The 14,451-nt window shown below is 72.7% G+C and carries 13 protein-coding genes and 1 pseudogene; 7 read left to right on the forward strand and 7 right to left on the reverse strand.

Features of this window, described 5'->3' with window-relative positions:
* Positions 1-7: 7 nt before the first annotated feature.
* The 3 genes from OO62_RS13180 to OO62_RS13190 all read right to left on the reverse strand — a co-directional run bounded on the left by OO62_RS13180 (position 8) and on the right by OO62_RS13190 (position 4,619).
* Complete coding sequence (locus OO62_RS13180) at positions 8-1,342, reverse strand: ABC transporter substrate-binding protein (RefSeq protein WP_033267531.1); 1,335 nt, start codon at positions 1,340-1,342, stop codon at positions 8-10.
* 55 nt (positions 1,343-1,397) lie between these two features.
* Positions 1,398-3,140, reverse strand: a complete 1,743-nt coding sequence (locus OO62_RS13185) for a glycoside hydrolase family 13 protein (RefSeq protein ID WP_033267532.1) — start codon at positions 3,138-3,140, stop codon at positions 1,398-1,400.
* A 207-nt stretch (positions 3,141-3,347) separates the two neighbouring features.
* Entirely contained in the window at positions 3,348-4,619 is a 1,272-nt protein-coding gene (locus OO62_RS13190) for an ABC transporter substrate-binding protein (RefSeq protein ID WP_033267533.1), read from the reverse strand.
* A gap of 173 nt (positions 4,620-4,792) precedes the next feature.
* Here OO62_RS13190 and OO62_RS13195 point away from each other — a divergent pair, with 173 nt between their 5' ends.
* Genes OO62_RS13195 through OO62_RS13205 form a run of 3 tightly spaced genes read left to right on the forward strand, consistent with a single transcriptional unit; the run spans position 4,793 to position 8,391 of the window.
* Positions 4,793-5,299, forward strand: a complete 507-nt coding sequence (locus tag OO62_RS13195; RefSeq protein WP_033267534.1) for a PadR family transcriptional regulator — start codon at positions 4,793-4,795, stop codon at positions 5,297-5,299.
* Complete coding sequence (locus OO62_RS13200) at positions 5,296-6,057, forward strand: ABC transporter ATP-binding protein (protein WP_033267535.1); 762 nt, start codon at positions 5,296-5,298, stop codon at positions 6,055-6,057. The genes OO62_RS13195 and OO62_RS13200 overlap by 4 nt, the downstream gene beginning before the upstream one ends.
* A gap of 3 nt (positions 6,058-6,060) precedes the next feature.
* Complete coding sequence (locus OO62_RS13205; RefSeq protein WP_033267536.1) at positions 6,061-8,391, forward strand: ABC transporter permease; 2,331 nt, start codon at positions 6,061-6,063, stop codon at positions 8,389-8,391.
* Between the two features lie 20 nt (positions 8,392-8,411).
* On the opposite strand, the gene gntA is transcribed toward OO62_RS13205, so the two are convergent.
* Positions 8,412-9,125 (reverse strand): guanitoxin biosynthesis heme-dependent pre-guanitoxin N-hydroxylase GntA, encoded by a 714-nt coding sequence (gntA, locus tag OO62_RS13210; protein ID WP_033267537.1) that lies wholly within the window; start codon positions 9,123-9,125, stop codon positions 8,412-8,414.
* 213 nt (positions 9,126-9,338) lie between these two features.
* Between gntA and OO62_RS13215 the strand changes: the two genes are divergently transcribed.
* The 4 genes from OO62_RS13215 to OO62_RS13230 all read left to right on the forward strand — a co-directional run bounded on the left by OO62_RS13215 (position 9,339) and on the right by OO62_RS13230 (position 12,444).
* The gene (locus tag OO62_RS13215; RefSeq protein ID WP_033267538.1) at positions 9,339-10,067 is read left to right on the forward strand and encodes a response regulator transcription factor; all 729 of its coding nucleotides are present in this window, start codon (positions 9,339-9,341) and stop codon (positions 10,065-10,067) included.
* Positions 10,064-11,587, forward strand: a complete 1,524-nt coding sequence (locus OO62_RS13220) for a sensor histidine kinase (protein WP_033267539.1) — start codon at positions 10,064-10,066, stop codon at positions 11,585-11,587. The genes OO62_RS13215 and OO62_RS13220 overlap by 4 nt, the downstream gene beginning before the upstream one ends.
* A gap of 195 nt (positions 11,588-11,782) precedes the next feature.
* Positions 11,783-12,205: a hypothetical protein gene (locus tag OO62_RS13225; protein WP_033267540.1), complete on the forward strand. Its 423-nt coding sequence runs from the start codon at positions 11,783-11,785 to the stop codon at positions 12,203-12,205.
* Positions 12,175-12,444, forward strand: a complete 270-nt coding sequence (locus OO62_RS13230; RefSeq protein ID WP_051733095.1) for a hypothetical protein — start codon at positions 12,175-12,177, stop codon at positions 12,442-12,444. The genes OO62_RS13225 and OO62_RS13230 overlap by 31 nt, the downstream gene beginning before the upstream one ends.
* A gap of 123 nt (positions 12,445-12,567) precedes the next feature.
* Here the strand turns inward: OO62_RS13230 and OO62_RS40565 are convergent.
* From OO62_RS40565 to OO62_RS13240, 3 genes and pseudogenes are all read right to left on the reverse strand, one after another.
* Positions 12,568-12,648: pseudogene (locus OO62_RS40565) on the reverse strand (VOC family protein); the annotation flags it as partial.
* Positions 12,649-12,763: 115 nt separating this feature from the next.
* Positions 12,764-13,471 carry a hypothetical protein gene (locus OO62_RS13235; RefSeq protein WP_033267541.1) on the reverse strand — a complete coding sequence of 236 codons (708 nt, stop codon included), beginning with the start codon at positions 13,469-13,471 and terminating at the stop codon, positions 12,764-12,766.
* A gap of 209 nt (positions 13,472-13,680) precedes the next feature.
* Positions 13,681-14,439 carry a dienelactone hydrolase family protein gene (locus tag OO62_RS13240; protein ID WP_033267542.1) on the reverse strand — a complete coding sequence of 253 codons (759 nt, stop codon included), beginning with the start codon at positions 14,437-14,439 and terminating at the stop codon, positions 13,681-13,683.
* Between the last annotated feature and the right edge of the window lie 12 nt (positions 14,440-14,451).

Here is a 14,451-nt window from a genome sequence, read left to right on the forward strand (position 1 = left end):
CTGGTCCTTACTTTCCGTACGCCTTGGCCGCGGCGGCCTCGAGCTTGTGGGCCGTGCCCCGGGGGTCGGAGGGGTCGCGCAGGAAGTCCTGCAGCAGCTTCCACTCACCGGCGCCCTGGGTGCCGCCGAACGCCGCGGGCGCCTGGTCGGACATGTCGAAGCGGACGGAATTCCCGGCTCCGGTAAGCGACTTGGCGGCGTTGCGGGTCACCGCGTCGTGGTAGTCGCCCGCGGGCACCTTCTTGTTGGGGGAGATGTAGCCGCCGGCCTTGGCCCAGATGGACGCCGCCTCGGGCGTGGCCAGGTACTTGACCAGGTCCATCGCGGCCTTCTTGTTCTTCCCGGCCTTGAGCACCACGGCGGCGTCACCGCCGCTGACCACCGGCGCCTTGCCCCCGTCGACGGACGGGAACGGGAAGAACTTGGCGTCCTTGCCGACCTGCTTGTGCAGTTCGTCGGTGACCAGGGCGCTGACGAAGTCGCCCTCGTAGACCATGGCCGCCTTCTGCTCGGGGCCGAAGACCTGCTGGACGGACTCGGGGAAGTCGGTGCGCAGCGCCCCCGAACCGCCGCCCGCCACCAGGTTCTTGTCCCCGAAGAGCTTGCCGAGGGTGGTCAGCGCCTTCACCACGGACGGGTCGCTCCACGGGATCTTGTGGGCGGCGAGCTTGTCGTAGTTGTCCGCTCCGGCCTGCGAGAGGTAGATGTTCTCGAACCAGTCGGTGAGCGGCCAGCCGGCCTCACCGGCGACCGAGAAGGCCGGCAGGCCCGAGTCGGACAGGGTGCGGCCGGACTTCAGCATCTCCTGGTACGTGCTCGCGGGCTTCACCCCGGCCTGCGAGAACGCCTCCGGGCTGTACCACACCGTCGACTTGTGGGACGCCTTGAAGTACAGGCCGTAGAAGGTCTTGTCGACCGTGCCGTAGTCCTGCCACACCTGCGCGAAGTTGCGCTTGGCCTCGGCGCCGACCTCTCCCGAGAGGGGCGCCAGCCACCCCTTCCTGGCGAACTGCTGCAACACGCCGACCTGCGGGACCATCACCACGTCGGGCGCGTTGCCGCCCTCGATCTGGCTGCCGACGACCGTCGAGACGTTGTCGCCGGTGGACGAGAAGACGACCTTGGCGCCGGTCTTCTCGGAGAACGCGTCCAGCACCTTCTTGAAGTTCTGCTGCTCCACACCGGTCCACACACCGGCCACGGTCACCGTCTGACCGCTGAGTTCCTGCTTGCCGCCGCCGGCCGAGGCTCCGCCGCCGCAGGCGGTGGCACTCAGCGCCAGGCCGAGCACGGCCGCGCCGGAGAGGGCGGCTCGGGTGTGTCGTACTGCGGGTCGTCTCATCGTGGGTTTCCCTTCGGGAGGACAAGCGGGGTGGTGGGTCAGGGGGCGGGGCGGGCTAGCGGCCGGCGGGAGCGTGCATCCACCAGGCGGCGGTGGAACCCGGCAGGGTCCCCGGCGGGCAGTCGCCGCTCGCGAGGAGCGGGAGACCGGGCGCGGGCGCCGGCACCGGCTCGGTACCGAAGTTGATGGCGCAGACCAGGCCGTCGCCCCGTTCGAACGCCAGGACCTGGGGCGGGGAGGGGAGCCAGCGCAGGGTGCCCTCGCCGAGCTGGGGGAGGCTGCGGCGCAGCTGCAGCCCCTCCCGGTACAGGTGCCAGAACGACCGGGTGTCGGCCAGCGCCCGCTCCGTGGCGTGTTCGGCGAACCACGCGGGCTGCGGCAGCCAGGGCTGCGCCGCGCCGGTGCCCGTCGTGAAGCCGAACGGGGAGGCGTGCCCGGACCAGGGGAGCGGCACCCGGCAGCCGTCGCGGATGTGCTGCCGGCTGCCCGTACGGTGGAAGATCGGGTCGGTGAGGACCTCGTCCGGCAGGTCCACGACCTCCGGCAGGCCCAGCTCCTCGCCCTGGTAGATGTACGCGGCGCCGGGCAGCGCCAGCATCAGCAGGGCGGCGGCGCGCGCCCTGGCCGGTCCGCACGTTCCCGCGGGCCCGTCCCCGGGCTCGCCGGCGTACCGGGTGACGGTGCGGACCTGGTCGTGGTTGTTGAGCACCCAGGTGACCGTGGAACCGGTGCCCGCGATGTCGGTGAGCGCCTCGGATATCACCGTGCGGAAGGTGCCGACGTCCCAGCGCGCGGTGAGCAGGTGGAAGAAGAACGCCTGGTGCAGCTCGTCGGGGCGCACATACGCGGCCTGCTCGCTCGGTGTCCGTACGGAGACCTCGCCGACCAGCAGCCGGTCGCGGCCGTCGCGGGCCGTGTACTCCTCGCACAGGGCGCGCCAGTCGCGCCACACCTGGTGCACCTCGGGCTGGTTCCAGGCCAGCGGGTTGACCGAGTCGCGGGTGCGCTCGTCGGCCGACGGGTCGGGGGAGTCGGGCAGTTCGGGGTGCTTGAACAGCCCGGCGGCCACGTCGATGCGGAAGCCGTCGACCCCGCGGTCCAGCCAGAAGCGCAGCACCTTGTCGAAGTCGGCGCCCACCGAGGGGTTGCGCCAGTTCAGGTCGGGCTGCTCGGGCGTGAACATGTGCAGGTACCACTGGCCCGGGTTGCCGTCCGCCTCCGTGACGCGCGACCAGGCGGGGCCGCCGAACATCGCCCGCCAGTTGTTGGGCGGCAGTTCGCCGTCGGTGCCGCGCCCGTCGGCGAAGTGGAAGAGCGCCCGTGCGGGGCTGTCCGGGCCGTCCGCCAGGGCGGCGCGGAACCAGGCGTGCTCGCTGGAGCAGTGGTTGGGGACGATGTCCAGGAGCACCTTCAGGCCGAGCCGGTGGGCGTCGGCCACCAGGAGGTCGAACTCGGCGAGGTCGCCGTATACGGGATCCACCTCGCGGTAGTCGGCCACGTCGTAGCCGTGGTCGTGCTGCGGCGACGGGTAGAAGGGGCTGAGCCAGATGCCGTCCACGCCCAGCTTCTTGAGGTACGGCAACCCCGTGCGGACGCCGGCCAGATCGCCGATCCCGTCGCCGGTGCTGTCGAGGAAGCTGCGGACGTAGACCTGGTAGATCACCGCGTCGCGCCACCAGCGCTGCGCCGTGTCGTGGGACGTGGTCCCGGTGGCCGGCGCGGGGGCGGCCGGGCCGGGGAGGGAGAGGGAGGGCGCGGAGTCGGCCGGGGAGCCGTTGTCTGCGGTGGCGATGAGCATCTGCCGTGATCCCGTTCTTGCATGGGCATGCCGTGCGGCCTGCGGCGGGGGTCGCTGTTGTGCATGCATGTTAAGTAGGGATGTCATTCGGGTGTCAACGAAAAGACTCAAGATCCCTTTTGGATGCCCGTATTTGTGCAGAATTATGAAGCGCGCCCAGGCGAGGCTGTACTTAACAAGTAACTAGATGAGGGGGTGAAGCGTGCGTCAGCCGCGGCCGACGAGGGCGCTCAGCTCGCGCTTCAGCCGCGCCACGGTGGCGTCCGTGCTCCGCCGGTGGAGCAGCGCGTCATGCATGACCGCCTGCACCGCGAGGCTCACCTGGTCGTACCGCGGGCTCTTCAGACGCGGCCGGGCCGTCAGCACCGCACGCTTGAGCGTCGGCAGGTACGGGAACCGCCGCACCAGCTGCGGATCGGTGTACACCCCGGCCCACACCGGAGGCAGCGCCCCCTCGGTGAGCACCCGGCGCTGCACCGGCTCGGACGTCAGGTAGGAGATCAGCTCGGCGGCCGTCCGCGGGTGCCGGGAGTGCGCGTTGACCGCCAGATTGGAACCGCCCAGCGCGCTGGAACCCGGCCCGTCCGGCCCCGGCAGCGGCACCGCCCCGAACTTCCCCGCCACCTTCGACGCACGCGAGCCGGCCAGCGCGTACGCGTAGGGCCAGTTGCGCAGGAACAGCAGCCGGCCGTCCTGGAAGGACTTCCGGGACTCCTCCTCCTTGTAGGACAGGGCCCGCGCGGGAATCCAGCCCTCGCGCACCCCGTCGAGAAGGAAGGACAGGCCCCGGCGGGCGGCCGGGGAGTCCACCGTCACCCGCGCGCCCTCACCGGCGAGCACCGAACCGCCCGCCGACTGCACGGCCTCGACGACATTGGCGGTCAGCCCCTCGTACGGCAGGAACTGACCCGCGTAGCCGTCCAGTCCGTACTTGGGTGCGACCGTCTTCGCCAGGTGCCGCAACTCTGCCCAGGTGCGCGGCGGGCGCACACCCTCCCGGTCGAGCACGTCCTTGCGGTAGTAGAGCAGCCCGGCATTGGTGACGTACGGGACCGCGTACAGCCGCCCCCGGAAGGTGGCGGTGTCCACCACGGGAGGCAGGAAACGGTTCAGCGGGAACTGCCGGCCGTCCACCGGCCGGATCCAGCCCGCCGCCGCGAACTCCGACGTCCAGGCCACATCGATGTTCAGCACGTCGAAGCGGTCGCTGTGCGCGCGCAGCTCGGTGACCATCTGGGCCCGCACCTCGTCGGCCGCGTCCGGCAGCTCGACCAGCGTGACCTTCTCGCGCGGGTGCCGGACGTTCCAGCCGTCGAGGACGCCGCGCAGATAGCCGGTGAGGTCGCCGCCCGTGACGAGCGTGATCGGCCCCCGGTCGTCCGAGCCGTTGGCCGGCTCCCCGGCCTGGGCGCCCGCGCTGCCCGCGAACAGCAGCGACAGGACCAGCAGAGCCCTTCCCGCGGCACGCTTCCACCGCATGGGCTCCTCCTTGAACCAGGCGTCGACGGGACGTGCGGACCGACAGCCCGCCCCATGTATACCTGTTAGCCATGCGGGATACTAGATGCCGCAGGAAGATGCGACGGCGACCCGGCTCACACTCGGACGGGTCCGGATAACCGGCAAGTACGGCGGGGAGGGAGAGGACACGCGTGCGGCTGCCACTCCTGGCCCTGCTGGTCGGCGGACCCGCGCACGGTTACGAACTCAAACAGGCCCTTGAGAACCTCCTCGGCGCGGCATACCCTCAGCCGAACGTCGGCCAGATCTACGTCACCCTGAACAGGCTGGAGAAGGCGGCCCTGATCGAGGGCGAGGACGTCGAGCAGTCGGACCGGCCCAACAAGCGCATCTACCGGATCACCGACGCGGGACGGGAGACCGTGGACGCGTGGTTCGAGGAGACCACCGCCGAACCTCGGGTACGGGACGAATTCTTCATGAAGCTCGCCCTCGCCCCCCACACCGGGACCGCGGACCAGATCACCCTGATCAACAAGCAGCGCCGCCAGTACCTCAACACCATGCGCGACCTGTCCAAACTCGCCGCGAGCGAGGACCGGGACAACCGCGTCGCGCAGCTGCTGATCGAGGGCGCGATGCTGCACCTGCAGGCGGATCTCGACTGGCTGGAGCGCTGTCAGGAGGAATTGGAATGAACCGGGACGAGCCGTCCGGCCCGATACTGCGGGCAGCCGGCCTGGTCAAGACCCACCGGCCCGAGGGCGCCGCCCCCGTCCACGCCGTACGCGGCGTCGACCTGACGGTCGCACGCGGCGAGTTCGTCGCGGTCACCGGCCCCTCCGGAGCCGGCAAGTCCACCCTCCTGCACCTCCTCGGCGGCCTCGACCGCCCCGACAGCGGCGCCCTCTGGGTCGACGGCCGCCAGGTCGACACCTACAGCGAGGCCCGCTGGGCGGAGCTGCGCCGGCACCACATCGGCATCGTCTTCCAGTTCTTCAACCTGGTCTCCAACCTCTCCGTCGCCGACAACGTCGAACTCCCCGCGCTGCTGGCCGGCCGGTCCCCCCGGCAGGCCCGCACCGACCGCACCGAACTGCTCGACGAGCTGGGCCTGACCGGCAAGGAGAACTGCACCCCCGGCGAGCTCTCCGGCGGCGAACAGCAGCGTGTGGCCCTGGCCCGCGCCCTGGTCAACAGCCCCAGCCTGCTGCTCGCCGACGAACCCGCCGGCAGCCTGGACAGCAAGGGCACCCGCGAGGTGCTGCGGCTGCTCGCCCGCTTCCACCGGCGCGGCCAGACCATCCTCCTGGTCACCCACGACGCCCGGATCGCCAGCGCCGCGGACCGCGTGATCAGCTTCTTCGACGGCCGGGTCCGCGACGACGCCCACCTCGGCAGCGCACCCGACCGCCCCGCGGCCGGCGTCTCCGACGTCCTCAAGCTCAAGGGCTGACCGGTGCGAGCCGCAGCCCGCTGGACCCGGGCACACCTGCGCGCACACCGCCCCGCGGCGGTGCTCATCGTGCTGGCCACGGCCGGCATCACCATCTCCCTGCTGCTGGCCACCGCCCTCTTCGCGTACGCCACCGACCCCTGGCAGCGGGTCTTCACCCAGTCCTCCGGCGCCCACGTCTGGATCCACACCCAGGCCGGCACACCGGCCGGCTCACTCGCCGCACTGGACGAGGTCCGCGCCGCCTCCGGCCCGTTCCCCACGGTCCGCGCCACCGCGAGCCTCCAGCCCGGCGGCGCCCGGGCCACCCTCGAACTGCGGGGCACCTCCCGTCGCCCGGCCACCGCCGCCCCGCAGGTCGTCGCCGGCCGCTGGCTCGATGAACGGGCCGACGCCGGCTCCACCCGGGGCATCGTCCTCGACGCCTCGGTGGCCCACGCGATCTGGGCGAAACCGGGCGATTCGCTGGCGCTGAGCGGCTTCACCGCCCCCCTGCGGGTCGTCGGCATCGCGGACTCCGCCGAAGTCCCCTTCCGCGCGGGCGAGACCCCCGGTGTCGGCTGGGTGCTGCCCCGGACCCTTGCCGCCTCCGATGCCGGTCAGGACCAGCACGGCCGCACCATCGGCCTCCGGCTCGGCAACCCCGCGGACACCGACTACGTCGTCCAGCGGGCCGTCACCCGGCTCGGCGCCGACCAGATCACCGACGTCTCCACCTGGCGCCAGGCCCGCGCCGATGCCGCCGGCGACAACAGCCTGCTCGCCCGCCTTCTCGGCCTCTTCGGGCTCGGCGCGCTGTTCGCCGCGGCGCTGGCGGTGGGCGGCGCCATCAGCAGCAGGATCCGCGGCCACCTCCGCGACATCTCCGTCCTCAAGGCCATCGGCTTCACCCCCGGCCAGGTCGTCCGCATGTTCCTCGCCCTGCACCTCGGCTTCGCGCTGCTGGGCGTCACCCTCGGCGCACTCGTCACCCAGTTCCTCGGCCCCCTGGCGCCCGGCCGGATCGGCGACGCGACGGCCGTGTGGCGGCAACTCCCCGAACACACCTGGCTGCCCCTGGCCATCTGCGGTGGCGTGGTGGCCTTCATCGGCTCGGCGACCTGCCTGACCGCCTGGCGCGCCGGACGGGTGCCACCGGTCCCGGTCGCCCGCGCCGCCGCCCCCACCGCCGGCCGGCCCTCCGCCCTCACGCGGCGCGCCCTCGGCCTCAAGATCCCCCCGGCCCTCGTCCTCGGCTGGCGCGGCGCCTTCCACCGCCCGCTGCGCTCCTCGGCGGCCGTGGCCCGCCTCGCCGTCCCCCTGCTGCTCATCACCATCGCCCTGGGCGCCTGGACCACCGTGGACCGCTTCACCGCCCGCCCCGAAAGCGTCGGCCTGGCCGCGGCCCTCACCGCCCGCTCCGACACCCTCGACGACCCTGCCGTCCGCCAACTCCTCGCCGGGCAGCACCGGTTGACCGCCTACCCGGGTGCCGAGGTGCAGGCCCTCGTCCCGGGCCAGACCGGCACCATCACCCTGCGCGGGCTCGGCACCCTGGCCCGCCCCTACCCCCTCGCCGTCGCCGAGGGCCACGCCGCGCGCGGCCCCGACGAGGCGGTCGCCGGGCAGGGCCTGCTGGAACTCCTCGACGCGCACGTCGGCGACTGGGTACGGATGACCGTCGCCGGCCGGCCGCACGTCCTGCACATCGTCGGCCGCAGCATCGAAACCGCCGACGCCGGCCGGGTCATCTCCACCACCCTGGACACCCTGCGCGACGGCGACACCGCCACCCCGACGCCGCAGCCGCCCCGCCCCGACTTCTACAACCTGGTGCTGCACCACGGCACCGACCCCGCCGCCGTACGCGACGCCCTCACCAAGGCGTCCGGCGGCCGGCTCGAAGTGCGCCAGGTCCCCAACCCCGCCGACCAGCTCTCGACGGTCCGCGCCGTCGCCGCCGGCCTGATCGCCGTGCTCACGCTGATCGGACTCGCGGAGCTGGCCACGACCGTCGGCGCCACGGTCCGCGACCGCGGCCGCGACCTGCTCGCGCTCCGGGCGGTCGGCCTCACCCCGCGCCAGATCACCGCCGTCATCGTCTCGGCCACCGCCTTCGTCACCCTGGCCGCCGCGCTGGCCGGTACCGTGCTGGGCGTCCTCGCCTCCCGGTGGCTCATCGACCTCCAGGGCGCCGCGAGCGGCTGGGGCACCGGCATCGCACAGCGCCCGGCCTTCGGCGTCCTGGCGCTGGTCATCGCCCTCGCGGTGACGGTCTCCGCCGCGGCCTCGGCCCTTCCGGCCGCCCGCGCCGCCCGCCGCCGGCTGGCGGACTCGGCGTCGGCCGTGCTCTGAGCCCGGCTTCGGCCACCTGCCTACCGCCCGTGCTGCATCAGCCCCGCCGTGAAGTCCTCGGTGGCCGGCTCGTGCCGCGAGGTGTACGGGCACTGCCAGTCCTCCTCCGTGAACCGCCCGGAGAAGTGCCGCGCCGGCTGCTCGTACTCGTACACCGTGAAACTCGGATTCACCGACCCGTTGTTCTTGCTCTCACGCCGGCGGATCGCGCCCTGCATCGAGTAGAACTTCTCCCCGAGCAGCACGAACTGCGCCAGCGAATTGAAAGCGATCGCCGACGCCGAGAAGCGGCGGCTCGCCCGGGACGCGCCGGGGTGCATCCCCACGACGAAGAACGCATGCCCGCCGGTGTGAAACCCGAAATTGGGCAGTGCGGGGTCCGACGTCGCCCCCTTGTCCAGCCCGAAGCTGCGGCTGTCGAGGTCATGCATGAGCTGGAGGTGCTGCCATATCAGCCCCTCGTAGGCGAGTTCGTCCACCGTTCCGGGCTCGTCGAACGTCGCGACGAAGGTACGGAAACTCCGGTCCGAGAGCAGCGGCCGTACGGTGCGGACGTACTCCACGAGATCACGGTGATTCTCGGCGGCCGATGACGCCTCGCCCATTCTTCGGTAATGCCGGTGCGTGATGCTGTCGCGTTTCAGCGCGGCGCGCGCCCCCAGGCAGCTGAATTCCCGGGTCTGGATGAAGTCCTCGAGCTGGGCGCGGACGGTGGTCTCACGTTCGGTGTTCATGGCGGTGTACGGGCCTCCGTGATGGTGATCAAGACTGTCGGCATCGACAGTGCGGGGCAGGCGCCCACCCGACAAGACATAAAACGGACGAAGTGCGTTCCGCTCCGCACGCCCAGGATCCGGGGAGACCCGTTCTGCCACCCGCGCCCACCGGCCCGCCGCCCCCATGACGCATGATGCTTCGGCGACGGCGAGGCACGGAGGCAGAGAAGAATGACGGGACCGCTCAGTACCGGCCGGGTTCTCCTGGTGGACGACGACGCGGCGATCCGGCGGTCGCTGGGGCGCGGACTGCGGCTCAACGGCTTCACGGTGAGCCTGGCCGACGGCGGCCGGGACGCGCTGGAACGGCTGACGCACACGCCCCCGGACGTCATGGTCCTCGACATCTCGATGCCCGACCTCGACGGCATCACGGTGTGCCGGCGGCTGCGCGAGGACGGCAACGACATACCGGTCCTCATGCTCTCCGCACTCGACGAGGTCGCCGACCGCGTCGCCGGCCTCCAGGCGGGCGGCGACGACTACCTCGTCAAGCCGTTCGCCCTCGACGAGCTGGTACTGCGTCTGCACGCACTGCTGCGCCGCCGCCCGCCCGCCGCCACCGACACGGTGCGCGTCGGCGGCCTGCTGCTCGACGCGGCAGCCCACCGCGCGCGCCTCGACGACCGGGAGCTGTCCCTCACCCGGCGCGAGTTCGCGCTGCTGGAGGTGCTGGCCCGCAACGCCGGTCAGGTCCTGACCCGCGACCAGCTCCTGGAACGGGTCTGGGGCTACGACTTCGACGTACGGACCGACGCCGTCGACACCTTCGTCAGCTATCTGCGACGCAAGCTGGAAGCCGGCGGCCGCGGCCGCATCGTCCACACCGTGCGCGGCGTGGGCTTCGTCCTGCGCGACGACGGGGACTCCGCGGCCGGGGCGGGGGGCGCGACGAGATGAGACTCTCCACCCGCATCGCGCTCGTCGTCGGACTCGTGGTGCCCCTGCTGGTGGCTGCCTCCGGCTGGCTTCTGGTGACACTGGTGGCCAAGGACCTGCGCACCCAGGCCGACCAGCGTCTCACCGAACGCGCACAGAGTGTCGCGGTCGCCGCGCGCGGCGTGCTGAGGGCCTCCTCGCACGGTCGCCCGCGCGCCGAACAAGCCCGGCGGCAGAAGCTGTTCACCGCCGCCCTCGATGTCGGGGTCCGCCTGACCGGCCCCGGCGGCACCGTCCTCGACGGCCCGCAACCCGATGTGTCGGTACCGCTGCCGGCCCGCTCCGGCCGCCCGGCAACCGTCCGCGCGCACGGCGACAGCTGGCGGGTGCTGGCCGTTCCGGTCACCGGCGGCGGAGCCGGTGCGCGCGGAATGCTGTGGCTGTTCTCCGCGGACACCGCGCGCGAGGCGCAGATCGGACTGGTGCGCCGCAGGGTCCTCACCGTCGCCCTGCTCGCCGCCGTGCCGGCCGGCGCCGCGGCCTGGCTGCTCGCCGCGCGTGCCGCCCGGCCGCTGCGGCGGCTCCAGCAGGCCACCAGCGGACTCGACCCGCACACCAGCGTGGCCCGCCTGGACCACCTCCCCACCCGGATCACGGAGGTCGACGACCTCGCCCGGACGCTGCAGACCTTCCTGGCCCGTTACGACGAACAGGCCACCCGGACCGCCGAGGCCCTGGCCGCCGCACGCTCCTTCTCCGCCGCCGCGTCCCACGAACTGCGCACGCCCCTGATGAGCATGCAGACCAACCTCGACATCCTCGACGCGTTCCAGGATCTCGACCCCACCGACCGGGCCGAGACGGTGGACGATCTGCGTCGCGAACACGCCCGGCTGCTGGGCCTGTTGGTGATGCTGAGGGCGCTCGGCCAGGGCGACCTCGTCGAGGCGGACGCGTTCGAACTGATCGACCTCGCCGAACTCGCCGACGAGGCCGCCGCCGACGCCCGCCGCAGGAACCCCGCGGCCGAGGTGACCGTCGACAGCAGCCCCGGCCTGACGATCCACGGCTGGCGCCCCGGTCTGCGCTCCCTGATGGACAACCTCGTGACGAACGCCCTGGTCCACGGCCGGCCCGCGGCGGGAGGGGCCGGCCAGGTGCGGATCTCGCTGCACGCCGCCGGGCCGACGGCCCCCGGGGAGTCACGGACGCCGACGGCTGCCCGCCACGTCGTCCTGTGCGTCGACGACCGTGGCCCCGGCATCCCGCCGGAGCGCCGGGAGGTGGTCTTCCAGCGATTCCACCGCGGCCAGGACAGTCCCGGATCCGGCCTGGGCCTCACCCTCGTCGCCCAGCAGGCCGCCCTGCACCGGGCGCGGCTGCGCGTCCTGGACGGCCCGGGCGGCCGGGGCGCCCGCTTCGAGGTCGCCTTCCCCGCCGCGACCCCCGACGGGCCGCGGCCCGCGCAACTGCCCGCCCACCGGGACTGGCTGGCCGACCCTGTCGAACGACCACAAGGTTTCCACAAAGAGCTTCTCTAACTTCTCCCCGTGGACGGGCGACGAGCCCGCCGACCGTACGAACGCAGCGCTCATACGCACGGACGCGGCGCCCGTACGCACGCAAGAACCGCACGCAGCGCAACGCACCACACGCGCGACGGGCTGTACACGCAACGGGCCCTACGTCACGCAGCGCGCCGTACGTCACGCAACGAACCGCACGAGGAGAAGCCCATGCCCACCCGAACCCGGAACATCGCCATCGCTTCGGTGGCCGCCGGCACCGCCCTGCTCGGCATCGCCGGCACCGCCGTGGCCGCGGACAACACTCCCGCCGCGACCCCGAAGCCGTCCGCCACCGCCAAGACCCACACCGGCGACGGTGCGCGCGCCCTGTGCAAGCGCGCCCCGAAGATCGAAAAGCGTCTCCACCGGGCGCTCGCCCGTCTCCAGGGCAAGGCCACGGTGCGCGGTTCGATCGCCCGCCTGGAAAAGCGCGTCGAGAAGGCGAAGGCGGCCGGTCACACCGAGATCGCCACCTTCCTCAACCACAAGCTGGCCCACCGCAAGTCCCTCGTCCCCACGCTTCAGCAGCGGGAGAAGGACCTCGCCAAGGTGGCCACCTGGTGCCGGACGCAGACCAACGCCGCGTCGTGACCCGCACCGCCCAGGCCGCCGTCTTCGCGGCGACCACCCTGGTCTGCGGCCTGCTGGTCACGGGGTGCGGCAACGGCGTACGCGCCGAGGGCGACGCCTCGCGCGCCACCGCCACACCTACCGCGCCACCGTCGGCCGCCTCGCCGGCGCCCACCGACCTGGCGGGCATGCGCAAGCTGGTCGACGGCGCGGAGAGCGCAGCGGCCGCCGCCGAATCCGACGCGGCCGCCGACCACTGAGCAAACCGGCCGGACCGGCGCCCGCCCGTCCGCCCACCGCCCGAGGACTGCGCGGGGAACCTCGTACCGGACCCGCTAACGGGCTCCGCCCCCGCGCAGTCCCAGGCAACCCACGACGGTTCAACCCTGGCCGATGTCAACACGCTGTGCGCCATGGGCCACCAGACGAGCCACCTCGGCGTCCTGGTCATCGGGGCGGATCCGAGCATGCATCCCGCTGTCGAAAAGTGGTGAGCATTTCCGGGGACCAGGTCCGGGCGCCGTTTCGCAGGTCGATCGGCAGCCGGAACTCCCGCAGCGACCTCGCCCGGCCGCCGTCCTACCTCCCCTCGTCCCAGGGCGTGCCGAGCCAGCCGTCGTAACTTTTGACCAACGCGGCGAGGGCGGCGGTGACGCGAGGGTCCCACCAGTCGGCCAGGGCGGTCAGCGCGAAGTCGTCCGTACCGGAGTGCCAGACGAGGACCTCCTCCTGGGACGTCTTCCAGCGGATGCTGCGGGGCATCCGCGCGATGTCACCGCCCGCCACGAAGCTGCCCACCGCGATGGCCACCCACAGGGGGAGGAGGAGCCACCACACCCACCACCAGAAGAGGTGGCCCTTGACGCCGACGGCCGCCGGGCGGCCCGCTTGCTCGACCGTCCAGCGGGAGCGCCCGTGCCCACCGTGCAGCGCAGGGTTCCGCGAGACGACGGCCAGCGTCTCGCCGCGGGCCCCGAGCACCTCGAACACGGCGGTGCCGCCCTTCGTCGCGGACCTGGTGACGACCCGGGCCAGCAGGTGCTGCCGGTAGGCATCGGCCCACAACAGGAACGTGCGGGCGCCCTCCTTACGAGCGGCGAGGTAGGCATCCGGGCCCCCGGACGGAAGGTCACGCTCCAGGTACCCGAGCGTCGCCTCCTCCGAGCCGCCGCCTTCACGTCCCCTGGGACCGGCGGCGCGTATCTCCCGCCACACGCGCCCGTCCTTCGGCCTCTCCGCCTTCCCGCTCTTCCGGCCCGGGTCGTGGATCCACACCGTCGTGCTCATTCGTCCCCCTCGTGCTCGCACCATGATCAGTTTACGGAGCGGCGCTCCCGCGCTCTCCCGTACCTGACCGGGCCCCGGTGCCGGGCGGCCGGCCGGGCGGCCGCGGCCTTCGCCTCGGCCGCGGCCTTCGCCTCGGCCGCGGGCCCGGCCGGCCGTTACCGGGGCCGGTGGCTGCCGGCTGTCCGCCGGCGTCGGGTGGCAGGCGGTGGTCAGGGCAGGTTGCGTCCGAGGAGGTCGAGCAGGGCCTGCCAATGGCGTTCGCTGGCCTCCGCGTTGTAGGCGGAGGTGCCGGCCTGGGTGTAGCCGTGGTGGGCGCCCTCGTAGACCTCGGTGCGGTGGCGCACGCCCGCGCTGTCCAGGGCCGTTTCCAGGGCCTCGATCTGCTCGGCCGGAAGCGACGCGTCCTGGTCGGCGTGGCCGAAGTACAGCTCCGCGGTGATGCGGCCGGCCAGGCGGTGCGGGCTGTCCTCGGCGTCGGTCGCCAGGCGGCCGGCGTGGAAGGCGGCCGCGGCCGCGATCCGGTCGGGGTGGGCCGCGGCCGTACGGATCGCCAGGACGCCGCCCATGCAGTAGCCGGTGGTGCCCACCGGGCCTTCTGCGACCAGGGGAGAGGCGGCCAGCCAGTCGAGGTAGGCGCCCGCGTCCCGCATGGCCAACTCGGGTGTGAGCGCCCGGATCAGGGGGAAGAGCCGCTCGAAGATCTCCGCCGCCTGGGGGCCGTCGATGAAGTCCGGCAGGTCCACCAGCGGGGCGCGCCCGGCGCGGTACAGGACGTTGGGCGTCAGCACCGTGTAGCCGTGCCCGGCCAGGCGCTTGGCCATCTCCTCCAGCGAGGGGCGCAGCCCGAAGGCGTCCATGTACAGCAGGACGCCGGGGTGTGGCCGGCCGTCGTCGGGGTGGGCGAGGAAGGCGTCGGCCACGCCGTCCGGGGTGGCGAGATCCAGGTATTCACCGTGCACTGCGGTCATGTAGCACCTTTC

It is taken from the genome of Streptomyces lydicus (assembly GCF_000717345.1).
GTDB lineage: Bacteria > Actinomycetota > Actinomycetes > Streptomycetales > Streptomycetaceae > Streptomyces > Streptomyces lydicus.

Coding starts and splice junctions, on each gene's coding strand:
- OO62_RS13180 (WP_033267531.1), bottom strand. CDS start 1,342: ATGAGACGACCCGCAGTACGACACACCCGAGCCGCCCTCTCCGGCGCG.
- OO62_RS13185 (WP_033267532.1), bottom strand. CDS start 3,140: ATGCTCATCGCCACCGCAGACAACGGCTCCCCGGCCGACTCCGCGCCC.
- OO62_RS13190 (WP_033267533.1), bottom strand. CDS start 4,619: ATGCGGTGGAAGCGTGCCGCGGGAAGGGCTCTGCTGGTCCTGTCGCTG.
- OO62_RS13200 (WP_033267535.1), top strand. CDS start 5,296: ATGAACCGGGACGAGCCGTCCGGCCCGATACTGCGGGCAGCCGGCCTG.
- gntA (WP_033267537.1), bottom strand. CDS start 9,125: ATGAACACCGAACGTGAGACCACCGTCCGCGCCCAGCTCGAGGACTTC.
- OO62_RS13215 (WP_033267538.1), top strand. CDS start 9,339: ATGACGGGACCGCTCAGTACCGGCCGGGTTCTCCTGGTGGACGACGAC.
- OO62_RS13220 (WP_033267539.1), top strand. CDS start 10,064: ATGAGACTCTCCACCCGCATCGCGCTCGTCGTCGGACTCGTGGTGCCC.
- OO62_RS13225 (WP_033267540.1), top strand. CDS start 11,783: ATGCCCACCCGAACCCGGAACATCGCCATCGCTTCGGTGGCCGCCGGC.
- OO62_RS13235 (WP_033267541.1), bottom strand. CDS start 13,471: ATGAGCACGACGGTGTGGATCCACGACCCGGGCCGGAAGAGCGGGAAG.
- OO62_RS13240 (WP_033267542.1), bottom strand. CDS start 14,439: ATGACCGCAGTGCACGGTGAATACCTGGATCTCGCCACCCCGGACGGC.